The sequence below is a fragment of the Micromonospora parathelypteridis genome, assembly GCF_014201145.1.
In the GTDB taxonomy this organism is placed as follows: domain Bacteria; phylum Actinomycetota; class Actinomycetes; order Mycobacteriales; family Micromonosporaceae; genus Micromonospora; species Micromonospora parathelypteridis.
In genome coordinates this window covers 4552001-4575560 of the sequence record NZ_JACHDP010000001.1, presented here as the reverse complement: position 1 = coordinate 4575560, position 23560 = coordinate 4552001, and the positions used below count along the sequence as shown (strand labels likewise).

24 protein-coding genes and 3 tRNA genes are annotated in these 23560 nt (G+C 71.3%); 10 read left to right on the top strand and 17 right to left on the bottom strand.

Annotated elements, in window-relative coordinates:
* Window positions 1–88: 88 nt before the first annotated feature.
* The 3 genes from HNR20_RS20630 to leuC all read right to left on the bottom strand — a co-directional run bounded on the left by HNR20_RS20630 (window position 89) and on the right by leuC (window position 2995).
* Entirely contained in the window at window positions 89–775 is a 687-nt protein-coding gene (locus HNR20_RS20630; protein WP_184182279.1) for an HU family DNA-binding protein, read from the bottom strand.
* Window positions 776–947: 172 nt separating this feature from the next.
* Window positions 948–1535 (bottom strand): 3-isopropylmalate dehydratase small subunit, encoded by a 588-nt coding sequence (gene leuD / locus HNR20_RS20625; protein WP_184182277.1) that lies wholly within the window; start codon window positions 1533–1535, stop codon window positions 948–950.
* A gap of 14 nt (window positions 1536–1549) precedes the next feature.
* The gene (gene leuC, locus HNR20_RS20620) at window positions 1550–2995 is read right to left on the bottom strand and encodes a 3-isopropylmalate dehydratase large subunit (RefSeq protein WP_184182275.1); all 1446 of its coding nucleotides are present in this window, start codon (window positions 2993–2995) and stop codon (window positions 1550–1552) included.
* 49 nt (window positions 2996–3044) lie between these two features.
* On the opposite strand from leuC, the gene HNR20_RS20615 reads away from it, so the two are divergent.
* A complete protein-coding gene (locus tag HNR20_RS20615; RefSeq protein ID WP_110562481.1) occupies window positions 3045–3731 on the top strand; it encodes an IclR family transcriptional regulator in 687 nt (228 codons plus the stop codon).
* A gap of 135 nt (window positions 3732–3866) precedes the next feature.
* Here HNR20_RS20615 and HNR20_RS20610 read toward each other — a convergent pair.
* The 4 genes from HNR20_RS20610 to HNR20_RS20595 all read right to left on the bottom strand — a co-directional run bounded on the left by HNR20_RS20610 (window position 3867) and on the right by HNR20_RS20595 (window position 5278).
* Window positions 3867–3939, bottom strand: a tRNA-Glu gene (locus HNR20_RS20610).
* Window positions 3940–4089: 150 nt separating this feature from the next.
* Window positions 4090–4162 (bottom strand) — tRNA-Glu (locus tag HNR20_RS20605).
* A 132-nt stretch (window positions 4163–4294) separates the two neighbouring features.
* A tRNA-Gln gene (locus HNR20_RS20600) sits at window positions 4295–4366 on the bottom strand.
* 108 nt (window positions 4367–4474) lie between these two features.
* The gene (locus tag HNR20_RS20595) at window positions 4475–5278 is read right to left on the bottom strand and encodes a fumarylacetoacetate hydrolase family protein (RefSeq protein WP_184182273.1); all 804 of its coding nucleotides are present in this window, start codon (window positions 5276–5278) and stop codon (window positions 4475–4477) included.
* Window positions 5279–5452: 174 nt separating this feature from the next.
* On the opposite strand from HNR20_RS20595, the gene HNR20_RS20590 reads away from it, so the two are divergent.
* Together HNR20_RS20590 and HNR20_RS20585 are read left to right on the top strand one after the other, a co-directional pair.
* On the top strand, window positions 5453–6946 hold the full coding sequence (locus HNR20_RS20590; RefSeq protein WP_184182271.1) for a hypothetical protein: 1494 nt from the start codon (window positions 5453–5455) through the stop codon (window positions 6944–6946).
* Window positions 6947–6980: 34 nt separating this feature from the next.
* Window positions 6981–7847 (top strand): 3-methyladenine DNA glycosylase, encoded by an 867-nt coding sequence (locus HNR20_RS20585; protein ID WP_184182269.1) that lies wholly within the window; start codon window positions 6981–6983, stop codon window positions 7845–7847.
* A gap of 8 nt (window positions 7848–7855) precedes the next feature.
* Here the strand turns inward: HNR20_RS20585 and arfB are convergent, their stop codons facing one another.
* The 7 genes from arfB to HNR20_RS20550 all read right to left on the bottom strand — a co-directional run bounded on the left by arfB (window position 7856) and on the right by HNR20_RS20550 (window position 13429).
* Window positions 7856–8281, bottom strand: coding sequence for an alternative ribosome rescue aminoacyl-tRNA hydrolase ArfB (arfB, locus tag HNR20_RS20580; RefSeq protein ID WP_184182267.1), 426 nt, complete (start codon window positions 8279–8281; stop codon window positions 7856–7858).
* Between the two features lie 34 nt (window positions 8282–8315).
* The gene (locus tag HNR20_RS20575) at window positions 8316–8612 is read right to left on the bottom strand and encodes a hypothetical protein (protein WP_184182265.1); all 297 of its coding nucleotides are present in this window, start codon (window positions 8610–8612) and stop codon (window positions 8316–8318) included.
* Window positions 8613–8721: 109 nt separating this feature from the next.
* Window positions 8722–9576, bottom strand: coding sequence for a S1C family serine protease (locus HNR20_RS20570; protein ID WP_184182263.1), 855 nt, complete (start codon window positions 9574–9576; stop codon window positions 8722–8724).
* A 38-nt stretch (window positions 9577–9614) separates the two neighbouring features.
* On the bottom strand, window positions 9615–10574 hold the full coding sequence (locus tag HNR20_RS20565) for a VWA domain-containing protein (RefSeq protein WP_184182261.1): 960 nt from the start codon (window positions 10572–10574) through the stop codon (window positions 9615–9617).
* The gene (locus HNR20_RS20560; RefSeq protein WP_184188750.1) at window positions 10571–11578 is read right to left on the bottom strand and encodes a DUF58 domain-containing protein; all 1008 of its coding nucleotides are present in this window, start codon (window positions 11576–11578) and stop codon (window positions 10571–10573) included. Before HNR20_RS20560 ends, HNR20_RS20565 begins: the two co-directional genes overlap by 4 nt.
* Window positions 11579–11604: 26 nt before the next feature.
* Complete coding sequence (locus HNR20_RS20555; protein WP_184182259.1) at window positions 11605–12654, bottom strand: AAA family ATPase; 1050 nt, start codon at window positions 12652–12654, stop codon at window positions 11605–11607.
* Window positions 12655–12919: 265 nt separating this feature from the next.
* Window positions 12920–13429: a hypothetical protein gene (locus HNR20_RS20550; protein WP_184182257.1), complete on the bottom strand. Its 510-nt coding sequence runs from the start codon at window positions 13427–13429 to the stop codon at window positions 12920–12922.
* A gap of 405 nt (window positions 13430–13834) precedes the next feature.
* Between HNR20_RS20550 and HNR20_RS20545 the strand changes: the two genes are divergently transcribed.
* Complete coding sequence (locus HNR20_RS20545; RefSeq protein WP_229687473.1) at window positions 13835–14773, top strand: endonuclease/exonuclease/phosphatase family protein; 939 nt, start codon at window positions 13835–13837, stop codon at window positions 14771–14773.
* Between the two features lie 107 nt (window positions 14774–14880).
* On the opposite strand, the gene cimA is transcribed toward HNR20_RS20545, so the two are convergent.
* Window positions 14881–16476 carry a citramalate synthase gene (cimA, locus tag HNR20_RS20540; RefSeq protein ID WP_184182253.1) on the bottom strand — a complete coding sequence of 532 codons (1596 nt, stop codon included), beginning with the start codon at window positions 16474–16476 and terminating at the stop codon, window positions 14881–14883.
* A gap of 339 nt (window positions 16477–16815) precedes the next feature.
* On the opposite strand from cimA, the gene HNR20_RS20535 reads away from it, so the two are divergent.
* From HNR20_RS20535 to HNR20_RS20520, 4 genes are all read left to right on the top strand, one after another.
* Window positions 16816–17376, top strand: coding sequence for a peroxiredoxin (locus tag HNR20_RS20535; RefSeq protein ID WP_110565362.1), 561 nt, complete (start codon window positions 16816–16818; stop codon window positions 17374–17376).
* A gap of 2 nt (window positions 17377–17378) precedes the next feature.
* Entirely contained in the window at window positions 17379–17909 is a 531-nt protein-coding gene (ahpD, locus tag HNR20_RS20530) for an alkylhydroperoxidase, AhpD family (RefSeq protein ID WP_184182251.1), read from the top strand.
* Window positions 17910–18091: 182 nt separating this feature from the next.
* A complete protein-coding gene (locus tag HNR20_RS20525; RefSeq protein ID WP_184182249.1) occupies window positions 18092–18550 on the top strand; it encodes a PRC-barrel domain-containing protein in 459 nt (152 codons plus the stop codon).
* A 55-nt stretch (window positions 18551–18605) separates the two neighbouring features.
* Window positions 18606–19361, top strand: a complete 756-nt coding sequence (locus HNR20_RS20520) for a tyrosine-protein phosphatase (protein ID WP_229687457.1) — start codon at window positions 18606–18608, stop codon at window positions 19359–19361.
* A 65-nt stretch (window positions 19362–19426) separates the two neighbouring features.
* Here HNR20_RS20520 and HNR20_RS20515 read toward each other — a convergent pair whose 3' ends face one another.
* Together HNR20_RS20515 and HNR20_RS20510 are read right to left on the bottom strand one after the other, a co-directional pair.
* The gene (locus tag HNR20_RS20515; RefSeq protein WP_184182245.1) at window positions 19427–20524 is read right to left on the bottom strand and encodes a branched-chain amino acid aminotransferase; all 1098 of its coding nucleotides are present in this window, start codon (window positions 20522–20524) and stop codon (window positions 19427–19429) included.
* A gap of 141 nt (window positions 20525–20665) precedes the next feature.
* Complete coding sequence (locus HNR20_RS20510; protein WP_184182243.1) at window positions 20666–21697, bottom strand: 3-isopropylmalate dehydrogenase; 1032 nt, start codon at window positions 21695–21697, stop codon at window positions 20666–20668.
* Between the two features lie 227 nt (window positions 21698–21924).
* Here HNR20_RS20510 and HNR20_RS20505 point away from each other — a divergent pair, with 227 nt between their 5' ends.
* Together HNR20_RS20505 and HNR20_RS20500 are read left to right on the top strand one after the other, a co-directional pair.
* The gene (locus HNR20_RS20505; protein WP_184182241.1) at window positions 21925–22767 is read left to right on the top strand and encodes an FAD:protein FMN transferase; all 843 of its coding nucleotides are present in this window, start codon (window positions 21925–21927) and stop codon (window positions 22765–22767) included.
* Between the two features lie 382 nt (window positions 22768–23149).
* Window positions 23150–23506 carry a hypothetical protein gene (locus HNR20_RS20500; RefSeq protein ID WP_030337238.1) on the top strand — a complete coding sequence of 119 codons (357 nt, stop codon included), beginning with the start codon at window positions 23150–23152 and terminating at the stop codon, window positions 23504–23506.
* Window positions 23507–23560 lie beyond the last annotated feature (54 nt).

Below are 23560 nucleotides of genomic sequence, written 5' to 3'. Positions count from 1 at the left end.
TCTGCGCGAGCGAACCGAGCGGGTCAACGGTCCGCGTACGCGAAAAGGACGTCCACCCACGGGTGGACGCCCTTTCGCAGAGGGTTGGTCAGCGCTTGCTGGCCGCCTTCTTGGCTGGAGCCTTCTTCGCCGGCGCCTTCTTGGCCGCCGTGCTCTTGCTCGCCGCCGCGGTGGTCTTCTTCGCCGCGGTCGACCTGGTCGCCGCGGTGGTCTTCTTCGCCGCGGTAGTTGTCTTCTTGCTGGCGGCCGTCTTGGTCGCCGTGGTGCTCTTGCTCGCCTTGGCCGGGGCGGTCTTCTTACTGGCGGCCGTCTTGGTCGCCGTGGCGGTCTTGCTCGCCTTGGCCGGGGCGGTCTTCTTGCTCGCTGCCTTGGCCGGGGCGGTCTTCTTGCTGGCCGCCTTGGCCGCGGTTGCCTTGGTGCCCGCCGCCTTGGTGCCGGCCGTCTTGGCCGTGGCGGTGGCGGTGGCGGTCTTCTTGGTCGCCACCGTGGCCTTCGGCACCTTGCCGCTGGCCACCATTTCCTTGAACCCGGCGCCGGGGCGGAAGGTCGGCACGGATGTCTTCTTGACCTTCACCGCCTCGCCGGTACGCGGGTTGCGCGCTGTTCGCGCGCCACGCACACGCTTTTCGAATGCTCCGAATCCGGTGATCGCCACCTTCTCGCCCTTGGTGACCGCCGCCTGGACCTCGGTGAGGACCGCCTCGAGGGCGTTCGTCGCCGTCTTCCGGTCCCCCAGGCGAACGGCGAGCGCCTCGATGAGCTCGGCCTTGTTCACGACTTCCTCCCGATTGTGCAACTGACTCGTCGCGAGCCATTCTGCGCGCACCGTATGCCCTGTGCTGCCGCTACACAAACATTCGGTGGAAAAAAGCCCTTGTGTCGTAACGGATTCGCCCCCACCGGTCAGGCCGGTGGGGGCGAATTCTGCTGCGCGGGCGGGTCTTGGGCTATGCCACGGAGGGCAGGAACGGCAATCGTCGGGCCTCGTAGGCGTCGATCTCGGTGCCGTGCCGGAGGGTGAGTCCAATGTCGTCCAAGCCCTCAAGCAGCCGCCAGCGGCTGAAGTCGTCCAGCGGGAATGACCAGCTGGCGTCCCCGGCCCGGAGCTGGCGGGCGGTCAGGTCGACAGTCACCGGGGTGGTCGGTTCCACCTCGACCAGATCCCACAGCTCCTCGATGGCCTTCAATTCCAACTCGACCGGCAACAGGCCTTCCTTGAGGGCGTTGCCGCGGAAGATGTCACCGAAGCGCGGAGCCACCACCGCGCGGAAGCCCCAGTCCCGTAGTGCCCAGACGGCGTGCTCCCGGGAGGAGCCGGTGCCGAACTCCGGGCCGGCGATGAGGATCGACGCACCGGAATAGGTTTCATCGTTGAGCACGAATGTGGGATCTTCCCGCCAGGCGCTGAACAAGCCGTCGGCGAAACCCGTCCGGGTCACCCGCTTGAGGTACACGGCCGGGATGATCTGATCCGTGTCCACGTTGGACCGGCGCAGCGGCACGGCGGTGCCGGTGTGGGTGGTGAACTTGTCCATCTCCTCGGTCCCTTCTACAGGTCGGCGGGGGCGGCCAGCCGGCCGACCACGGCGGTGGCGGCGGCGACCGGCGGGGAGACCAGGTGGGTCCGCCCACCCCGGCCCTGACGGCCCTCGAAGTTGCGGTTCGAGGTGGATGCGGAGCGCTCACCCGGCTTCAGCGTGTCGGGGTTCATCCCCAGGCACATGGAGCAGCCGGCGAACCGCCACTCGGCCCCGGCGTCCGCGAAGACCTTGTCCAACCCCTCGGCCTCGGCGGCCTCCCGTACGGAGGCGGAACCGGGCACCACGAGCATCCGGACGCCGTCGGCGACCCGGTGGCCACGCAGCACGTCGGCGGCGGCCCGCAGATCCTCCAGGCGGCCGTTGGTGCAGGAACCCACGAAGACCACGTCGATGGGGAGCTCGCGCAGCGGGGTGCCGGGGCGCAGGTCCATGTATTCCAGAGCGCGCCGGGCGGCGGTGCGCTCCGAGTCGGTGACGAAGTCCTCCGGGTCCGGCACCGGCGCGCTCAGCGGCGCACCCTGCCCCGGGTTGGTGCCCCAGGTGACGAACGGCGTGATCCGGCTGGCGTCCAGGGTCACCTCGGCGTCGAAGCGCGCGCCCTCGTCGGTGGGCAGCGTCCGCCACCACGCCAGCGCCGCGTCCCAGTCCGCGCCCTGCGGCGCGTTCGGTCGACCCTTGAGGTACGCGAAGGTGGTCTCGTCCGGCGCGATCATGCCGGCCTTTGCGCCCCACTCGATGGACATGTTGGCGATGGTCATCCGCCCCTCCATGGAGAGGGCCTGGATCGCCTCGCCGCGGTACTCGACGATGTGCCCGCGACCCCCGCCCGTGCCGACCTGGGTGATCAGCGCGAGCACCAGGTCCTTGGCGGTGACGCCGGGGGCCAGGCGCCCGGTGACGTTCACGGCCATCGTCTTCGGCCGGCTCTGCGGCAGCGTCTGGGTGGCCAGTACGTGTTCCACCTCGCTGGTGCCGATGCCGAAGGCGAGCGCACCGAACGCGCCGTGGGTGGCGGTGTGCGAGTCGCCGCAGACGATCGTCAGGCCCGGTTGGGTGAGGCCGAGCTGCGGGCCGATCACGTGCACGATGCCCTGGTTGTCGTCGCCGAGCGGGTGCAGCCGCACCCCGAACTCGGCGCAGTTGCGGCGCAGCGTCTCGATCTGCGTACGCGACGTCGGGTCCGCGATGGTGAGCAGGTCACCGCGACGGAGGCGGAACGCCGGGTCGGCGTACCCGGTCGGGGTGTTGTGGTCCTCGGTCGCGAGGGTCAGGTCGGTACGACGCACCCGGCGCCCGGCGAGCCGCAGCCCGTCGAACGCCTGCGGGCTGGTCACCTCGTGCAGCAGGTGCAGGTCGATGAAGAGCAGGTCCGGCTCACCAGCGGCGGACCGTACGACGTGCGCGTCCCAGACCTTTTCGGCCAGGGTCCTCGGCTCAGGAGTGACTCCCACCATCTGGACATCCTAAATTCTGGGAGGTAAGTTTCGGCTTGTGGGACACAGTATGAGCGGTGTCGGCGTTCTCGACAAGGCGGTGGTCATCCTGGCCGCCTGCGTCGACGGCGCCAGCCTGGCCGAACTCGTTGATCGCACCAAGCTGCCCCGAGCCACCGCACATCGGCTGGCCCAGGCACTGGAGATTCACCGGATGCTGGTGCGGGACACACAGGGCCGGTGGCGCCCCGGCCCCCGTCTGGGCGAGCTGGCCAACGCGGCACCGGACGTTCTGCTGACCGCCGCCGAGCCGTTGCTGGCCGCGCTGCGCGACGCCACCGGTGAGAGCGCACAGCTCTACCTACGCCGTGCCGACGAGCGGATCTGCGTGGCGGCGGCGGAGCGCGCCAGCGGCCTGCGGGACACCGTTCCGGTCGGCTCGGTGCTGCCGATGACCGCCGGCTCCGCAGCCCAGATCCTGCTCGCCTGGGAGCCGCCGGAGGCGGTGATGCCGCTGCTGCCGCGCAGCAAGTTCACCGGCCGCACCCTCGCCGAGGTGCGCCGTCGTGGCTGGGCGCAGAGCGTCGCCGAGCGGGAGGCCGGTGTGGCGAGCGTCTCCGCCCCGATCCGCGACCGCACCGGCCGCGTGATCGCCTCAGTCAGCATCTCCGGCCCGATCGAGCGCCTGGGCCGCCGCCCCGGCGAACGCCACGCCATGGCAGTAGTGAGAGCAGGCCAACGCCTCTCCGGCCTCTAACCCCACCCTCCCCCCGTTGATCATGAAGTTGTTGCCATCCCGCCCGGCGTGTCGGGGCAATAACTTCATGATCAACGGGGGGAGGGTGGGAAAGCAGAAGGCTCGCCTCGCGTTTGCGAGACGAGCCTTCGGTTGTAGCCCCGACCGGATTCGAACCGGCGCTACCGCCTTGAGAGGGCGGCGTCCTGGGCCACTAGACGACGGGGCCAGAACTTTGCTGTTCACCGCCCTCGCGGGCGGTGCGGTTGTAGTCTAGCGGCACCGCCCATTGGCGTGAGCACCGGGTCGAGCCCACGGCGGCACCGGCACAGACAACGAAACAGCCCGCCTCACCAGGTGAGACGGGCTGTGCACAATGTAGCCCCGACCGGATTCGAACCGGCGCTACCGCCTTGAGAGGGCGGCGTCCTGGGCCACTAGACGACGGGGCCAGAACTACTTCTGCTCCCCCACCCCTGCGGGCGGAGGAGCTGCACTCTACCGGATCACTCTCCGCCCCCGGAGGGGCGGAGTCGAACTCCGTCAGAATCCAGCGTCCGGAATTCTCGCGAATTCCGGTAGCGCTGGGGTACCAGGACTCGAACCTAGACTAACTGAACCAGAATCAGTCGGGCTGCCAATTACCCCATACCCCATTGGCCCCTTGCGGCGCCGGGAGTGAACTTTACCCTCCCGGTGCCGACAGGCCAAATCCGATCCCCCCGAACCACCTCTGAGCTGCGGAAACAGGGGCATCGGACGGATCAGGCGACGGGAACCACCGGGTTGGTGAGCTCACCGATGCCCTCGATCCGCACGGTGACCGTATCCCCCTCGACAAGAGGGCTAACCCCTGCCGGAGTGCCGGTGAGAACGACGTCGCCGGGCAGCAGAGTCATCACGTGCGAGATGTACGACACGAGGCCCGGTACGTCGAAGACCATGTCCTTCGTCCGGCCGAGCTGACGTACCTCCATCTCCTCCGGGTTGCGACCGACCTCACACCGGATCTCCAGGTCGGAGACGTCCAGACCGGTGGTGATCCACGGGCCGATCGGGCAGAACGAGTCGAAGCCCTTGGCCCGGGTCCACTGCCCGTCCGAACGCTGGAGGTCCCGAGCGGTGACGTCGTTGGCGCAGGTGTAGCCGAAGATGGCGCGTTCGGCAGCGGCCCGGTCGGCGCGGCGCGCACCCGGCGCCCCGATCACGACCGCCAGCTCCGCCTCGTGCTCGACCTGCTTCGAGAAGATCGGCAGTCGGATGGCATCCCGGGGGCCGATCACCGAGGTGGACGGCTTGAGGAAGAGCAGTGGCTCCTTGGGCACGTCGTTGCCGTGTTCGGCGGCGTGGTCGGCGTAGTTGCGACCGACGCAGACGACCTTGCTGGGCAGGATCGGTGAGAGCAACCGGACGTCGGAGAGGGCCCAACGGGCCCCACTGAAGGAGAGTTTGCCGAACGGGTGGCCCTCGATCTCGGCGATGGTCAGGCCCTGCGGCCCGGCCTCCGGTTCGCCTTCGACGGCACCGAACGACATTCCCTTGGCATGGGCGAAACGAGCGATACGCACCCGGCCAATCTAGCCCCGCCGACACCGCCACCGGCCAGGACCGGCCGTCCGGTGTGCTCAACCCGTCACCGCGCGGCACCCTACCGGAGCTGGAGGTGACCGGGGCGGGCTTCCCGACTTCGTACCCGCACGGACGCAGCTCGCCCCTAGCGTCGGCTCCGGAGGTTCGTTCGTATGCCTGCATCGACACGACACCACAGAGCCCTCGCAGTGTTCGTGCACTGCCTCGGCATCCTCGCCGCCATCCCGGCCCTGCCGGCGGTGGCCCCGGAGGCGGCGGCCGCACCACGGCCACCCGCCGCCGCACGACCACCGGCAGTCACGCCCTCAACGGGAGCGACACCAGCACCGGCCACCACACCACGACCGGGCGTCACGGCACGGCCGAGCGCCGCGACCCCCGGGGTACCGACGGGCGTGCCGGCCTGGGCCACACAGCCACCGGTCGCGGTGGTGGCGCGGGTGAGCGCCGAGCCCACCCCGCCCTCGGCGCCACCGGCGGTGGCTCCGCCCTCGCGGAAACCGGCGTCGGCACCCCCGCAACAGGTCACGGTGGCGGTCGCCCCGGAGAGCAGCCCCGCGCCGAGGTACCGGATCCAGGTGCGCAACGTGGGCAACGCGCCGGTGGACACCACCGTGCGTCAGGAGTTGCCGCCCGGCTCGTCGCCGACCGCGATCAGCGCCGGCGGCCGATCCACCCGGGCTGGCGGGTCCACCACGGAGGTGACCTGGCGGTTGAGGCTGCCGGCGCACAGCACCACCACGCTGGGCACCGCGCTCGCCGCGACCGCGCCCGGCCAGCCGCTGACCGCGCCGACGTGCGCGTTCACCAGTGACGGCACCCGACCGTACGACTGCGCCACGGCCACCTGGAAGGCGGCGGCGGCACCGGCGGCCGAGGTCACCGAGGCGCCGCCCTGGCGCCGGTACCCGGTGTTGCTCGCCGGTCTGGCGGTCCTGCTGCTGGTCAGCGCCGCCCTGGTGTGGGTGTGGCGACGTCGGCGTGGGCGTCGGGTGACGGCCGCCGCACTGGCCACCAGCGGCGGGCCCGACAGTGGTCGCGGAACGATCTATCCGCGCCCGGCGGCTCCGAGCCCGGCAAGGCGTCGGCGTACCCCGCCGGTCTGGTTGCTGGTGGGTGCGGCCGTGGCGGTGCTGGCCGCCGTCGTCGGCACCGCCGGATGGACGGCGACCCGGCAGGTCTCGGCGATCGACACGCAGAAGCAACCCACCAACGGCGCGTGGATGGGCACCGGGGTCACCGGGCCGGTGGGCGTGCCACTTCGGGAGTCGGCGTTCGAGTTCACCGTGTACCGGATGTCCTGCGGCGCGCCCGGCACGGCCGGGAGGACCGGCGGCGGCGGTGCCGCGCCGGCCAACGGTCGACGTTGCCAGGCCACCGTGGGGGTGCGCAACGTCACGGGCGACCACCAACCCTGGCACAGCCAGCTGCAACGGGCGTACCTGCCCGGCGGGCGCTGGGTGAGCACCGACGAGTCGGCCACGCGGGCGGCGAACCTGGGTCGGGACGTCTTCGCCGACCCGATGGCCGCGGGCACCCGGATGGTGCTTCCGTTGGTGTTCACCGTCGACGGGCGGGACCAGCCCCAGCAGTTGGAGCTGCGCAGCGGGGTGTTCTCCGCCGGCGTGCGGGTGCACATGCCCTGACCGGTCAGCGGGCGGCGGTCGTACCCTGGGGTGCGTGACCGCCGCCCTCGCCCCCGCCGTGCTCGACGTGGCCCAGTGGCAGGCCCGCAGGCGGGCCCACGAGGAGCGGGTGGACGTCTGGCTGACCCCGCACCTGGCCCGGCGGCGGCGTGGTGAGCGGCATCCGGTCGCCGACTTCCTCTTCACCTACTACTCGCACCGCCCGGCCCAGCTCCGTCGCTGGCACCCGGGCGCGGGGGTCGAGCTGCACGGCGCCGATCCGGCCGAGTTCGGCCGGGACTACCACGCCACCGCCGCCGGGGTCACCCTCGACACCGAGGGGGTACGCGAGCGGCGCGGCGAGTCGATCGCCTGGATCCGCTCCCTGCTGGCGGCCACCGCGGTGCGAGCGCCACACTTCGGCTGCTTCGGGATGCACGAGTGGGCGATGGTCTACCGACAGACCCGTGACGAGCTGCGGCACAACGCCTGGCCGCTGCGGCTGACCCCGGAGCGGACCGCCGCGGTCGTCGAGGAGCGGGGCGTGCGGTGCAGCCACTTCGACGCGTTCCGGTTCTTCACACCGCCGGCCCGGCCGTTGAACCTGCTCACCCCGACCCGGGAATCGCAGCACGCCCTCGAGCAGCCGGGCTGCCTGCACGCCAACATGGATCTGTACAAGTGGGCGTACAAGCTGTCCCCGCTGGTCGACTCGGAGCTGGTGGCCGACGCGTTCGACCTGGCCAGGGAGATCCGGACGCTGGACATGCGGGCCAGCCCCTACGACCTGGCGGCACTCGGCTACCCGCCGGTGCGGGTGGAGACGCCGGAGGGCCGCGCGGAGTACGCGGCGGCGCAGCGCGCGTTCGCCGACCGGGCCGCTGTGCTGCGCGACCGGCTGCTCACCGCCGTCCCGGCCTGAGCCGAGGGCTAGTCGCCGTCGGCGCGGCGGTCCCGCTTGCGCTGGGACTGGCGTTTCTTCTCGGCCAACCGACGTTCCTTGGCCCCACGGGACGGGCGGGTCGCCCGGCGGGGCGGCGGTGGGGGTGCGGCGGCCTCCCGCAGCAGCGCGGTCATCCGTTCACGGGCCGCCTCCCGATTGGCCAACTGGGCCCGGTGCTCGCTCGCGGCGATCGTCAGCACCCCGTCGACCAGCCGGTTGGCGAGCCGGGCCAGCGCCCGCGACCGCAGCCAGTCGGGCACGGACGGCGAGTTGGCCACGTCGTAGCTCAGCTCGACCCGGGAGTCCGCGGTGTTCACGCCCTGCCCACCCGGCCCCGACGAGCGGGAGAAGCGCTCCCGCAGCTCCCCGGCAGGGACGACCCACCGGTCGGTCACCCGCAGTCCGTCGTCCACGCCCCGAGGCTAACCCGCGACGACCCAGCAGGGGTCATCGGTGCGGGGGCTCACTCTGCGTCGGGGACGGGCTGGGTGCCGGCCCGGCGGTCTCGTCGTCGTCGCCGACCGCCGCGTACGCCGCTGCGCCGAAGAGCAGCAACGCGATCACCCCGGCCTTCACGGCGACCCCGCGGATCAGCGACCAGGCGCCTCGACGGGCGCCCGGCACCGATTTCTTGACGGTCTGGTAATCGTTCCACCCACGTCGTGCCCGGGCGTACGACGACCCCACTGCACATCCGATGACCAGGCCCACCAGCAGGAGGACCGCGAGAAGAGGACGCTCCACCTCCGCCAGTATCCAGATCGACCGTAATAATTCCATGGCCCGATGCCGTCACGCCGGATATCTGACAGTGGCAGCGTTCCCACCCGCGCGGCGCGGCTGTCCGAGCAGCTCAGCCACCCTTGCCGATGATCGTGTCGGCGGTCTGCTGCACCTGGTCGATCGGGATGGCGAACCCGATGCCGATCGAGCCATTCCCGTCGATGGTGGCGATGGCGGTGTTCACCCCGACCACCTCCCCGCGGGCGTTGACCAGTGGCCCACCCGAGTTGCCGGGATTGATGGACGCGTCGGTCTGCACCGCGCTGTGCCGGTTGTCGCCCAGGCGCACCTCGCGGTCCAACGCGCTGACGATGCCCGCGGTGACGGTTCCGGCGAGTCCGAGCGGCGAGCCCACCGCGAGCACCGGCTCACCGACCCGGGTCGCGCCCGGCTTGGCCAGGGGCAACGGCGTGAGACCGGCCGATGCCGGCACCTTCAGCACCGCCAGGTCGCTGCGCGGCTCCCGTCCGACCACCTCGGCGGCGAACCGGCGACCGTCGGGCAGCTCCACGGTCACCGGCCCACCACCCCCCTTGGCCAGGATGTGATCGTTGGTGATCAGATGCTGCTGGTCGTCCACGGCGAAGCCTGAGCCGGTCGCGGACCCGCCGGTCGCACCGCCGGCCAGCACCGACACCACCCCGGGTACGGTCCGCTCAGCCGCGGTGACCAGCTCGGCCGGCACCGGGGCGGCGGACGCCGCAGCCGGGCCCGGACCCCCGTCCCGAGCGGCCACCACACCACCGGCGACGGCACCCGAGAGAGCGGAGACCGCCACCACGGCCAGCGCGGCGAGCAGCCGTCGAGGCCGACGCCCGCCCGGGTCACGCTCGGGCGCGTCCCACCACCCGCGCCCGTCCGGGTCGAGTTCCGGTGAGATGAACCAGGGACCACGCGGTTCGCCCAGTCCGGTCTGCACTGCCATGCGTACTCCTCACGGTCGACGTCGGTTGTGCGCGGTGGTCAGGGCAGCCGGGAGAACCAGCGCATCGAGCCGACGGCGGCGCCCATCGCGAACACCAGTCCGAGGCCGATGAACCGAGCCGAGACGTCCTGCCGCTCGGTGCGGTAGCCGACCGAGCTGCCGATGTCGTCGTAGACGGCCCGCAGTTCGTCGGTGGTGCTGGCCTCGTGGAACATCCCGCCGGTCTCCTCGGCGACCGCCTTGAGGGTCTGCCCGTCGACCGGCACCTGGATGGGCCGTCCACCCCGGTCCACGAACCCGGACGGGGTGCCGAAGGAGATGGCGTGCACCGGCACCTCCGCCGTCACCGCCTCCGCCGCCGCCTCCATCGGGTCCATCCCGGAGGTGTTGGCACCGTCGGAGAGCAGGATGATCCGGGCCGGTGGCGTCTCCTTCGCGGCCGCGCTGTCGAGGCTCTTGACCGCGCCGAGAGACGTGTTGATCGCCTCACCGATCGCCGTGCCCTGCACGCCGGTGATCCCCTCGGCGAGTCGGTCGATCCCCTCGTCGAGGGCTTCCCGGTCGGTGCCCGGCGGCACCAGCACGGCCGCGCTGCCGGCGAACGCGACGAGACCCACGTTGAACTCGTCGGGCAGGCCCTCGACGAAGCGCCGGGCCGCCTCCTTCGCCGCGGCCAACCGGTCCGGCTCGACGTCGGTGGCGAGCATCGACGTGGACACGTCCACCGCCACCATCACGGTGGCGCGTTCCCGAGGCACCCGGACCTCGGCGCTGGGGCGGGCGAAGCCGACCACCAGCAGCGCCAGCATGGCCAGGAAGAGCCCGGCCGGTACGTGCCGACGCCAGGCGGGCCGCTCCGGCGCCACCCGGTCCAGCAGTCGCAGGTTGGTGAAGCGGACCGCGTACCGGCTGCGTCCGCGCTGCATCACCAGGTACGCGACGACCAGGGCGAGCACGCCGAGCAGCAGCCAGAGTCGCAGCGGCGACTGCCAGATCACGCGGCACCTCCCCGTGGCCGGCCGGCCGGAGCGGCCGCCAGCCGACGCTGAGCGTGTACGTGCCGGACGATGTCCGCGCTCCAGTCCCGATCGGTGCGCAGGGCCAGATGGGCGGCCCCACTGCGGCGCAACGACTGACGGACCTGCTCGCGCTGGGCGGAGGCGGCCTCGGCGTACCGCTCGCGCAGCCGGCGGTCCGATGTGCTCACCTCGCGGCGGCGACCGGTCTCCGGGTCGACGAGCGTGATCAGACCGACGTCCGGTAGTTCCAGCTCACGCGGGTCGGTCACCTCGATCGCCAGCACCTGGTGCCGGGCAGCGAGCCGACGCAGGGTCCGCTCCCAGGGCGCCGACTGGCCGGGGTCGTCGGGCAGGCCGTCGAGGAAGTCGGAGACCACCACGACCAACCCACGTCGGTTGGCGATCCGGTGCAACGCGTCGAGCCCGTCCGTCAGATCGGGCGGCTCGGCCCACGCCCCGGCCGCGGGCCCTAACCCCGGTCCGCCGTCGGTCGCGCCGGGGCGCGGGGCGGCGAGCAGCGCGCGGAGCAGAGCAAGCAGATGGGTACGCCCACTGCGGGCCGGAAAGCGACGTACCCCGTCGGCACGCAGCACCTGGGCACCGAGACGGTTGCCGACACCCGCGGTCAGGAAGCCCACCGCCGCGACCGCGGCCACCGCCAGTTCCCGCTTGTCCAGTTCGGCGGTGCCGAACTCCATGCTGGCGCTGCCGTCGACAAGCAGCCAGGTGGTCAGCTCCCGGTCGGCGTCGACCTGACGGACGTGCGGCACGGCGGTACGGGCCGTCACCGCCCAGTCCATCCGCCGGACCTCGTCCTCGCCCGGCCGGTATTCGCGGCTGCCGGCGGGTTCACTGCCCGGGCCGGGCAGCAGGCCCCGGTACTGGCCGTGCAGCAGGCCGTTGAGCCGGCGCGTGACGGTCAGCTCCAGGCGGCGCAACCGCTGATCGGGGGCCAGCTCGGCCAGGCCGGGATCAGCCGGCACAGCGGCCGGCGCGACTGTCGCCCGTCTCATGCCGCCGCCAGATCCGGCGCCTGCTGTGGGTGCCCGGTGGCCAGCCGGGGCGGTGGCACCGCCTCGACAAGCCGCCGCACCACGCTCTCGGCCGACACCCCGTCGGCCACCGCGTCGAAGGAGAGCACCAGCCGGTGGGCGAGGACGTCGACGGCCAGCTCACGGACGTCCTCGGGCAGCACGTACTCCCGCCCACGCAGCAGAGCCTGCGCCCGGGCGGCCGCGACGAGGCCGAGGGTGGCCCGGGGGCTGGCACCGTACGCCAGCAGCGGGGCGAGCTCCGGCAGCCCGAACCGGCCCGGGTCACGGGTGGCGAGGATCAGCCGCACCACGTACTCGGCCAACGCATGGTGGACGAAGACCCTCTCGGCCTGGGCCTGGAGGTCCCGCAGCCGTTGCGCGTCGAGCACCTGGCGCGGGCTCGGCCGGTCGGTGCTCATCCGGTAGAGGATGGCCAGTTCGTCGGCGTCGCTGGGATAGTCGACCACCACCTTCATCAGGAACCGGTCGCGCTGTGCCTCCGGAAGCTGGTAGACGCCCTCGGACTCGATCGGGTTCTGGGTGGCCAGCACCAGGAACGGCTCCGGGACCGGCCAACTGCGCCCGCCGATGGAGACCTGCCGTTCGGCCATCGCCTCCAGGAGCGCCGACTGCACCTTGGCCGGGGCGCGGTTGATCTCGTCAGCCAGCACCAGGTTGGCCATGATCGGGCCCAGTTCGATGTCGAACGTCTCCTTGGAGGCCCGATAGATCCGGGTGCCGACGATGTCGCTGGGGACCAGGTCCGGGGTGAACTGGATCCGGGTGAAGGTGCCGCCGACCACGGTGGCGAGGGTCTGCGCGGCCAGGGTCTTGGCCACCCCGGGCACGCCCTCCAGGAGGCAGTGCCCGTTGGCGATCAGTGCGGTGAGCAGGCGTTGGACGAGCCGATCCTGCCCGACGATCACGCGTTTGACCTCGAAGAGGGTCTGTTCCAGCTCGACGCCGGTCGGCTCGGGTTCGACCGAGCTGGGCATGCTGGCCAGGGTGTCCGAGATGTCCGTCACGGTGCTTGCTTCCCGAGCCGAGGGCCTGGCAAACGTCGGATTGTGGGGCCCGGACAGGCCCGGAGTGGTCCGAATGGGGATGAGCCGCGCGGAAGGGTGACGATCGGCACGAGCCGGTCCAGGAAGAGCCGGACGGCTCCGGACCGGCCACGAAGAGGACGAGCAGCGCGAGCGGAGTCGATCGACGGCGACGACCGCGCTTACCGTCCGGGCGGACAGGGATCCGGCCCCCGCGCACGAGGCGCGGGGGCCGGACGTCGATCGGTCAGGAGGTGTGGACGACCAGGTGGAAGCCCAGGTCGGTCGGGCTGCCGGACGAGTTGCGGGTCTGCACGAAGACCCCGTTCGGCGTGAGGAGCCGGGGCGCGACCGAGATCTCGCCGGCCGGCGGAATGCAGCAGTTGTCGGCCCGGCCCACGGTCGCCACGATGACAGCGTTCGTGACGTTGTACCCGTACTGGACCTCGTACTGGCCGGTGCCGTACTTGATCACAGTGCCGGCGCCGCGCGCCTTGGTGCCGTTGGAGTTGACGACAGTGATGCTGACGGAGGCAGCCATCGTGCTGACCCCACCCGCCTTCAACGCGGCCTTCGACAGGCGCGCCGACTCGGCCGAGACCGGCGGCTGACTGTTCGTGCCACGGGCCGTCGGCTTGACGGCCTCCTGCGGCGCCTTCGCCGACGGCTGGGCGACGGCGATCCCCCCACCAGCCAGGGTGAGCGCCAGGACAGCGAACGTGACCGCTGCCGCCTTGCGTCGGAAGGATGTTTCCATGACAGGTCCCCCTTGTGTGACCGTGCGAATTCGGCCGACCCGCAGAGCGGGACGGATGACTGCCAGCAAATAGGAAAACGACGGCAGCAGGGCGAGGGAAAGCTCACTTAGCTACACCCGGTGAGGTTGATTCCTCAACAATTTCATCCCCTCTGAGCTGGCAATACTACTCAGAGTTGCGTCGTTTGAGCCAGATGGAACGTAGCACCGTAAAAAGCCGGACGTCAATAGTTGATCTCGGTTTATCGAGCTGTCAATCAGCCGTCAGATAATCGTGAAATGTGAACGCATTGCCATTCATGAAATGCGTTCGGCCCACCCACTAGGATCACCATCATGATCGTCGACGCTCCGCCCACGCCCACGCCCGCTCCAGGGCGGCACCGCGGTGCCCGGCTGGGCACGGTGCTCTGCTGGCTGACGGTCGTACCGACAGCCCTCTGGGCCGCCGTCCGCCTGGTCGGTCTGGACCGGGGGCCGCTGGTGCAGGCGCTCGCCTTCACGCCGTACGTCGCCGGCTTCAGCGTGCTGGCCCTGGCTCTCGCGCTCGCCCTGCGGCGCTGGTGGCCGGCGGCGGTCGCGGCCCTGGCGGCGGTGGCACTGGTCGGCGTCGTCGCCCCCCGGGCACTGGCCGCACCGCAGCCCGCGGCGGCCGGGCCGACGGTGCGGCTGCTCACCGCCAACCTGCTCGCCGGGGCCGGCGACGAGGGGACGCTGGTCGAGCTGGTCCGGCGGCACCAGGTGGACGTGCTCACCGTGCAGGAGTTCACGCCGGAGGCGCAGGCCGCTCTGGACCAGCTCGGCCTCGACCAACTACTGCCCCACCGGCAGCTCAACCCGGAGATCGGCACACCCGGCTCCGGGCTCTACTCGCGGTGGCCGGTCACCGACGTCGGCCTTCGGCGCAACCTCAACGGCTGGGGCTTCACCCAGGCGTACGGGACAGTCACCGTCCCCGGCGCGCCCCCGGTTCGCGTCGAGTCGGCCCACCCCTCGGCCCCGTACGCGCTGGACCAGGTCGGCCCATGGCGTGCCGACCTGACCGCCCAACCACCGGCCACCCCGGACGGTGGCCTGCAGATCCTCGCCGGGGACTTCAACGCCACCCTCGACCACAGCCCACTGCGGGCCCTGCTGCGCAGCGGTTACGTCGACGCCGCCGACGCCGCCGGGGAGGGCTTGACCGGCACCTGGGGTCCCTACGACGGTGATCTCATCCCACCGGTGACCATCGACCACGTGCTGGTCGACAAGCGCATCGCGGTCCGCTCGGTGCGGGTGTTCGCCCTACCCGGCAGCGACCACCGCCCCGTCCTAGCAACCCTGACCCTCCCAACCCCCTAACCCCGCCCCACCCCCGCGATCTTGCACTTGCTGTCGTGTCATAAGGCTCAAAAGCCGTATATCGACGACACAAAGTGCAAGATCGCGAGGGTGGGGGTGGGGTGGGGTCAGGGACGGGGTTGGACGGGGGCGGGGGCCAGGCCGTAGGTGAGGGCGTCGATCAGGGCGTGCCAGCTGGCCTCGACCACGTTGGGGTGCACACCTACCGTGGTCCAGTCTCGGCCGGTGCCGTCGGCCGTTTCCAGCAGCACCCGGGTCACCGCGCCGGTGCCGTGGCTGCCCTCGAGGATGCGCACCTTGTAGTCGGCCAGCTCGAACGTTCGCAGCTGTGGGTAGTGCCGGGCCAGCCCCACCCGCAGCGCCTCGTCGAGGGCGTTGACCGGGCCGTTGCCCTCGGCGGTGGCGATCACCCGCTCACCGCGTACCCGGATCTTGACGGTTGCCTCGGAGACCACCGCGCCGTCCTCACGGTGCTCGACCAACACCCGGTACGACTCCAGAGTGAACGGTCGGGCCGGGCCACCCTCCGGCAGTTCGGAGCGGACCAGCAGCTCGAAGGAGGCGTCCGCGGCCTCGAAGGACCAGCCCCCCGCCTCCAACTCCTTGACCCGCTTGGTGACCCGGGTCAGCGCCTCCGGACGGCCGGCCAGGTCCAGACCGAGCTCGCGACTCTTGAGCTCGACGCTGGCCCGGCCGGCCATCTCGGTCACCAGGATCCGCATGTCGTTGCCCACCACCGACGGGTCCACGTGGTTGTAGAGCAACGGGTCGACCTTGATCGCGCTCGCGTGCAGCCCCGCCTTGTGAGCGAAGGCGGCAGCCCCGGCGTACGCCTGGTGGGTGTCGGGGGCGATGTTGGCGATCTCGGCGATGGCGTGCGAGACCCGCACCATCTGCGCCAGGCAGCCCTCCGGTAGGACCGGCATGCCCAGCTTGAGTTGGAGGTTGGCGACGACCGCGAAGATGTCGGCGTTACCCGGACGTTCGCCGTACCCGTTGGCGGTGCCCTGGACGTGGCGGACTCCCGCCTCCACGGCGGCGATCGTGTTGGCCACCGCGCAGGAGGTGTCGTTCTGCGCGTGCATGCCGAGCAGCCCGGCGTCGATTCCCAGCCTGTCGGTCAGATCGACGATGGCAGCGGTCACCTGGGACGGCAGCATGCCGCCGTTGGTGTCGCAGAGCACCATCCGCTCGGCGCCGGCAGCCAGTGCGGTCTGCACCACGGCCGCGCCGTACGCGGGGTCGTGCCGGTAGCCGTCGAAGAAGTGTTCGCCGTCGACGAAGACCCGTCGGCCCTCACGGACGAGATGGCTGACGGTGTCGTGGATCATCGACAGGTTCTCCGCGCCGGTGGTGCGCAGCGCGCGCTCGACGTGCCGGGTGTCGGCCTTGGCGACCAGTGCCACCGCCGGGGTCTGCGCGTCCAGCAGGGCGCGCACCTGCGGGTCGTCGGCGACCGCGACACCGGCCTTGCGGGTGGCGCCGAACGCGACCAGTACGGCGTGCCGCAGGTCCAGTTCGGTGCGCGCCCGGCGGAAGAACTCGGTGTCCTTGGGCACCGCGCCTGGCCAGCCGCCCTCGATGAAGCCGACGCCGAACTCGTCGAGCAGCCGGGCCACCGCCAGTTTGTCGACCACCGAGTAGGTGAGCCCCTCGCGCTGGGCGCCGTCGCGCAACGTCGTGTCGTAGACCTGGAACGTCATCAGGATCCTTTCTCGGAGCAACAAAAAGACCTCCCGCGGATGCGGGAGGTCTGCGCGCTCGGCGGAGGGGAGGGCCGGCGCGCTAGGTCGCAATAATCAGGACGGTGCTGGTCACCTTCGCCACTCTGCCACTCCTCCCTCGAATTTGGGAAGAACAATCCACATCGCGGGACAGTAACGGAGAGTGCTCTTAGCCAGCGGTCGTCGGGCCTCGGTCAGAACCCGCCGTCGGTGATCGGCTTCACATGCACTAACGCCGCCGACCGGCGAAAACAGCGATGCGGAAGCATCTTGAACGGATCCAGTTAACGGCCACCGTGCCGCTCACAAGGAGGACCTGTGCTCACTGTCGGTGACCGCTTCCCTGAGTACGAACTCACCGCCTGCGTATCGCTGGACGCCAACAAGGCGTTCGAGACGATCAACCACAAGTCCCACGAGGGCAAGTGGCGGGTGGTCTTCTTCTGGCCGAAGGACTTCACGTTCATCTGCCCGACGGAGATCGCCGAGTTCGGTCGACTCAATGGCGAGTTCGCCGACCGGGATGCACAGGTCCTCGGGGCGTCCGTGGACAACGAGTTCGTCCACTACGCGTGGCGCAAGGATCACCCGGACCTTCGGGAGCTGCCGTTCCCGATGCTCAGCGACATCAAGCGCGAGCTCTCCGCCGCCTGCGGCGTGCTCGGCGAGGACGGCGTGGCCCAGCGGGCCACCTTCATCGTCGACCCGAACAACGAGATCCAGTTCGCCATGGTCACCGCCGGCTCGGTCGGCCGTAACGTCTCCGAGGTGCTGCGGGTGCTCGACGCCCTGCAGACCGACGAGCTGTGCCCCTGCAACTGGAACAAGGGCGGCGAGACCCTCGACGCCAACGCGCTCCTCGCCAGCGCCGGGGTCTGACCATGGGTCTGGACGCGATCAAGGCGGCCCTGCCGGAGTACGCCAAGGACATCAAGCTCAACCTGGGCTCCACGGTCGGCACCTCGACGCTGACCCCGGTGCAGACCTGGGGCACCGCGCTGGCCTGTGCGGTGGCCGCCCGCAACCCGCTGGTGCTGCGGGAGATCGCGGCCGAGGCCCTCGGGCACCTCGGGCCGGAGGGTGTCGAGGCGGCCAAGGGCGCCGCGGCGATCATGGCGATGAACAACATCTACTACCGTTCCAAGCACCTCATCGGCGACGAGCAGTACGCCTCGATGCCGGCCCGGCTGCGGATGCAGATCATCGCGCGGCCCGGTGTGGACAAGGGCGACTTCGAGCTCTGGTGCCTCGCCGTGTCGGCCATCACCGGCTGTGGGGTGTGCCTGGAGTCGCACGAGAAGACGCTGCGCGGCAGCGGCTTCACCCGCGAGCAGGTACACGAGGCCCTGCGGATCTCCGCCGTGGTGCACGCCGCGGCGGTCACCCTGGACGCCGAGGCCGCACTGGCCTGAGCACGTACGCCCCGACGGGCCGATGCCGCCACCTCGCGGCATCGGCCCGTCGCCGTATCGCGGCCTCTCGCCGCACCGCGGCTCCAGCCTCTCGCCGTTTCCGGCCCCCGACGGCCGGGTAGCTCCTGCGGGGACGCACCCACCTACGCCGAGACGATCGGCGACAGTCAGGAGTGAACGGCATGGACAGGATCGATCCGCACGCCACCCACGCCGGGCCGGACCCGCTGCGTGGCGGTGACCAGGGCGCCGTGCCCGGCGGCGCGCCGGCCGGCACGTTCGACCCCTGGCGCTACCGGGACCAGGCTGGGGTCGCCGATGCTGACCTGGTCGGCTACAAGGTCGAGGCGACCGACGGTGGAATTGGCAAGATCGACAGCGCCAGCCACGAGGTGGACGGGAGCTACCTGGTGGTGGACACCGGCACCTGGATCTTCGGCAAGAAGGTGCTGCTGCCGGCCGGCACCGTCAACCAGGTCGACCACGACCAACGCGTTGTCTCCATCGACCGCACCCGGGACCAGATCAAGGCCGCCCCGGAGTACGACGAGAGCAGCCACAGCGATCCGAGCTACCGGGATCAGTTGGGCGGCTACTACGACGAGACGTACGGCGCGCTCCCGCCGGGGACGGCACGGTAGCTGTTCGACCCGACGGCCGGTGGGGTGCGGCCCCACCGGCCGTTACGGTGTGAGCGTGGACGCCATCGACGACAACCGCCAGATCTCGCTACCCGCCACCTTCAACTTCCGCGACGTCGGTGGCTACCTCGGCCACGACGACCGACCCGTACGCCGGGGCCGGCTCTACCGTTCCGACTCGCTGCACCGCCTCACCGAACAGGACGGGGACGCGTTCGCCGCGATCGGGATCCGCACCGTCATCGACCTGCGTCGCCCCAGCGAGGTGGAGCGGGACGGCCGGGTGCCGGCGTACCAGGGGCTGACCTACCGGCACATCCACCCGGAGCACGCCGACTGGATGGGTACGCCGCACGAGGAGGGCGCCAGCCTGGCCCGCTACCTCGCGGACCGTTACGCCGACCTGGCACAGACCGGCACCGCCGGGCTGGCCGAGGCGGTCGGGCTGATCGCCGACTCCGCCAACGCCCCGGTGGTGGTGCACTGCGTCGCCGGGAAGGACCGCACCGGCATCGTCTGCGCGCTGACCCTCGCCGTGCTCGGCGTCGACGACGCGGACGTGGCCGCGGACTACGCGCTCACCACCGAGGCGTCGGCTCGGTACAGTGCCTGGCTGGCCGCCACCACCCCGAACGGCGTGGACGTGCCGGCGCCGTTCCTGGCCTCACCCGCCGAGGCGATGCAGATCTTCCTCGACGAGCTGCGCGAGGGGTACGGGTCCGTCGAGGCGTACCTGCGGCACGCCGGGGTGACCGACGAGCAGCTCGCCGCCCTCCGCGACCACCTACTCGACGAGCCCGCCGAGGCGTAGACCGTCGAGGTCCGGGCCGACTGCGCCGGCTCGTCCGTCTGGACGGGCCGGCGCAGTGGTGGAGGTCAGAGGACCCGCTGCACCCAGCCGTGCGGGTCGGCCGCCTGGCCGCGCTGGATGTCCACCAACTGCTGACGCAGTGCCATGGTGACCCGGCCGGGCTCACCGCCGCCGATCAGGAACTCGCCGTCCGGGAAGCGGACGCCACCGATCGGGGTGACCACCGCGGCGGTGCCGCACGCGAACACCTCCCGGAGGCGACCGCTGGCAGCGTCGGCCTGCCAGTCGGCGAAGCTGACCGGCCGTTCCTCGACCTGATGCCCGGCCGACTCGGCCAGCGTGAGGACGGCGTCGCGGGTGATGCCCGGCAGGATCGTGCCGGTCAGCGGCGGGGTGACCACCGTGTCGTCGTCGTAGACGAAGAAGACGTTCATGCCGCCCAACTCGTCGACGAACCGGCGCTCCACCGCGTCCAGGAAGACGACCTGGTCGCAGCCGGCCTCGATGGCCTCCGCCTGGGCCGCCAGCGACGCGGCGTAGTTACCGCCGCACTTGGCCGCGCCGGTGCCGCCGGGTGCGGCACGGGTGTAGTCCGGAGAGACCCAGACGGTGACCGGCTTGACCCCACCGGTGAAGTACGCCCCGACGGGCGAGGCGATCACCATGTAGAGGTATTCGTTGGCCGGGCGGACGCCGAGGAAGACCTCACTGGCGAACATGAACGGCCGCAGGTAGAGGCTGCCGTCCGCTCCGGTGGGGATCCACTCCTGGTCGATCTCGATGAGCTTGTGCAGTGAGTCGACGAACACCTCGGGCGGCAGCACCGGCATCGCCATCCGCTGCGCCGAGGTGACGAAGCGGGCGGCGTTGGCGTCCGGCCGGAACATCGTCACGCCGCCGTCGGCCGTGCGGTACGCCTTCAGGCCCTCGAAGATCTCCTGCGCGTAGTGCAGCACCGCGCTGGCCGGGTCCATCGGGATCGGCCCGCGTGCCTCCACCCGGGCGTCGTACCAACCCTTGCCCTCGGCGTAGCGGACCGTGACCATGTGGTCGGTGAAGACTCGGCCGAATCCGGGGTTGGCCAGCAGGGCGGCCCGATCGGCGGCGGATACCGGCGCGGAATTCGGACGGATCTCGAAGTCGAGCTTGTCACCACCGCTCATCGCGCTGACCTCCCTGCGGGACAACGGCATGCGGGACCGCACACCGATTTGGCTGTGCCAGAAACTTACCCCGAACGGTCGTTCAGCGGGTAGCGCCGGTCGGGCGAGACGGTTCGCCCGGCCAGGTCTACGCCGGGGCGATCACGCTACGGCGTGGGCAGCGAGCCGGTCCCCGACCTCTTCGGTACGCAGCGTCACGCCCGGAACCCGGCTGGCCAGCTCGGCGGCGACCGCCGCGTTGACCCGGGCCGCGGCCTCCGGGTGCCCGAGCTGCTCCAGCAGCAGAGCGGCGGAGAGCACCGCGGCGACCGGGTCGGCGATGCCCTGCCCGGCGATGTCGGGCGCCGAGCCGTGCACCGGCTCGAACATCGAGGGGTACGCCCCCTCGGGGTTGATGCAGCCACTGGCGGCCAGCCCGATCCCACCGGTGACGGCGGCGGCGATGTCGGTAAGGATGTCGCCGAAGAGGTTGTCGGTGACCACCACGTCGTAGCGCTGCGGCTGGGTGACCAGGAACATGGCGGCCGCGTCGACGTGCTGGTATTCCGTGGCGATGTCCGGATGCTCGGCGGCGACCGCGTCGAAGGTGCGCGCCCAGAGCGACCCGGCGTGGGTGAGCACGTTGGTCTTGTGCACCAGGGTGACCTTGCGCCGTTCCCGGCGGTCGGCGCGGGCGAACGCGTCGCGGATCACGCGTTCCACGCCGTGCCGGGTGTTCAGGCTCTCCTCCGTGGCGACCTCGGCGGGAGTGTCCCGGTGCAGCGAACCACCGGCCCCGGCGTAGAGGCCCTCGGTGCCCTCGCGGACCACCACGAGGTCGACCTCCCCGGGCTTCACGTTGCCCAACGGGCCGACGACCCCGGGCCAGAGCCGGGACGGGCGCAGGTTGACGTACTGGTCGAAGGCGAACCGGAGCTTGAGCAGCAACCCCCGCTCGAGCACACCCGGCGGAACCGTGGGGTCACCGACCGCGCCGAGCAGGATCGCGTCGTGCCCGGCCAGCTCGGCCAGCACCGAGTCGGGCAGAACCTCTCCGGTACGGTGCCAGCGGGCCGCACCGAGGTCATACTCGGTGGCCTGCACGTCGGGTAGCACCGCGTCGAGGACCTTGCGGGCCTGCGCGACCACCTCGGGCCCGATGCCGTCCCCGGCCAACACCGCGATCCGCGCCACGACCGCACTCCTCTGCTCAACGTTTTCGGTCCGGGCAACGGTACGTCGCCGTCCCGCCTCCCGGTACGTGGCGTCCACGATTTGGGACGCCCGGATGCACAGCACCCTCTCAGCTGAGACTCATGAGGCGGTCATCTCCGCTGCCTACCGTGGTAGTCGGCGGGTCACGGCGGCCTGCTGACGACCGGTCGCGACGACGCGGCGCCAAGTGCGAGGGGGCAGATGCCATGCGCATCGACGAGCAGCCGCGGACCCGCTGGCCGGACCCGTCGGCGTTCCGCAACCGCCGGCCGGACCTTCGACTCGGCAGCCGCCGGAACCGCATCGACCCGACCGGCGCCACCGAAGGCCGGATCGCGGTGCAGCACACCGTACGCACCGCGACCGCCGAGTACACACTTCTCCTCAACGCCCCCGAGTGGCTCGGCCGCCGGGGCGTGGGCGAGGCTCTGCGGGACAGCGTCGCGGAACTGCGCGCCATCGACCTCACCTACGGCCCCAATCGGCCGGAGAGCCTGGTCTCCCGGCTGCGTCGAGGCGAGATCGGCCCTGACTCGTACCCTCCGCTCGCCGACCTGGTGGACCGCTGCACGGCGATGCGCGCGGCCACCGACGGGTGGTTCGACGCCTGGGCGGTACCCGGCGGTTTCGACCCGGGCGGCCTGCTCGGCGGCTGGGCGGTGGAACGCGTCGCCGAGAGGCTTCGTGCCGCCGGCATCCACGACTACGCCGTACTCACCGGCGCTGACCTCGTTGTCCGCGGCCGCGCGCCGCACGGTGGCCCCTGGCGGGTCGCGGTGCACCACCCGACCGCGCCCGAGCGCGCGCCGCTGGTGCTGGAGATGACCGCTGGCGCGGTCGGCACCTCCGGGGTGAGCGGGCGGCAGGGGCACGTGGTGGACCCGCACACCGGCGAGCCGGCCGACCAACTCGTCGCCGCGACCGTCGTGGGCCCCGACCTGGCGATCGCCGACGCCTACGCCACCGCGCTCTACGCCGCCGGCCCCACCGGCCTGGCGTGGTTCAAGGGAAACTCGGACTATCGCGCGCTCTTCGCACACCGGCGCTGAGCGGGACGTCGCCGCTTCGAGGCCGCCGCACCGCTGTGTTCCGGACGGCTTCGCCCTCGGCAGCCCCTCGGTCAGCTGATCGGCATGCGATCGGCCCCCACGCTCTCGGCAACGACCGTGGGGGCCGGTCAGCGACGAGTGCGCGTGGCTCGCACAATCGAGGGGTGCGGACCGGTCGGGCCGGACGTCGACCGCGCCACCCGAAGACGGGCCGGCGCCTCGAACTCGGCCAGTGACCGCAGTGCGTACGCTAGCGAATCGACGCAACTCTACGCAAGAGTCTCTACAGCGGACCGTCGCGAGCGGAGGCCGCGGAAATCGACGGTTGACCGGCGGCGAGGCAGTTTCGACATGGTGAACGGCGGATGGCACGCTATCCGCCGTGAGTTTCGATCTGAGCGTGTGGGCCCTGGAGGACGGGGCGACGCCCGAGGACGTACGGACAGCGGTCGACGGTTGCCGGCAGGGGCGACACGTGGACCGTTACCCGGACCCGCGGGTGGTCAGCTTCTACCGGGCGATCACCGCCTCCTATCCGGACCGTCACCCCGGGCCGGACAGCCCGTGGGCGGTGGCACCACTGCACGCCGCCCACGACCATGTCGAGCTGAACCTGCACCCGACCTGCGCGGACCAGGTGCTACTCGACATCGAGCGGCTGGCCGGCGAGCACGGGCTGATGCTGTTCGACCCCCAGGACGGCTCGGTCTACCCGCCCCCAGCTCGACTGCCCGGCTGACCCAGCCCAGCGGCCCCGGCCCGGCTGACCCGGCCCGGCGCGGGTTCGACCCCA

Bases quoted from the DNA above. Each gene is read 5' to 3' on its own strand.
- cimA (WP_184182253.1), bottom strand. From the start codon at position 16,476: ATGACGTTCCAGGTCTACGACACGACGTTGCGCGACGGCGCCCAGCGC.
- leuC (WP_184182275.1), bottom strand. From the start codon at position 2,995: ATGGTGGGAGTCACTCCTGAGCCGAGGACCCTGGCCGAAAAGGTCTGG.
- ahpD (WP_184182251.1), top strand. From the start codon at position 17,379: ATGGGTCTGGACGCGATCAAGGCGGCCCTGCCGGAGTACGCCAAGGAC.
- HNR20_RS20505 (WP_184182241.1), top strand. From the start codon at position 21,925: ATGCGCATCGACGAGCAGCCGCGGACCCGCTGGCCGGACCCGTCGGCG.
- HNR20_RS20550 (WP_184182257.1), bottom strand. From the start codon at position 13,429: ATGGAAACATCCTTCCGACGCAAGGCGGCAGCGGTCACGTTCGCTGTC.
- HNR20_RS20515 (WP_184182245.1), bottom strand. From the start codon at position 20,524: ATGAGCGGTGGTGACAAGCTCGACTTCGAGATCCGTCCGAATTCCGCG.
- HNR20_RS20525 (WP_184182249.1), top strand. From the start codon at position 18,092: ATGGACAGGATCGATCCGCACGCCACCCACGCCGGGCCGGACCCGCTG.
- HNR20_RS20615 (WP_110562481.1), top strand. From the start codon at position 3,045: ATGAGCGGTGTCGGCGTTCTCGACAAGGCGGTGGTCATCCTGGCCGCC.
- HNR20_RS20590 (WP_184182271.1), top strand. From the start codon at position 5,453: ATGCCTGCATCGACACGACACCACAGAGCCCTCGCAGTGTTCGTGCAC.
- leuD (WP_184182277.1), bottom strand. From the start codon at position 1,535: ATGGACAAGTTCACCACCCACACCGGCACCGCCGTGCCGCTGCGCCGG.
- HNR20_RS20570 (WP_184182263.1), bottom strand. From the start codon at position 9,576: ATGGCAGTGCAGACCGGACTGGGCGAACCGCGTGGTCCCTGGTTCATC.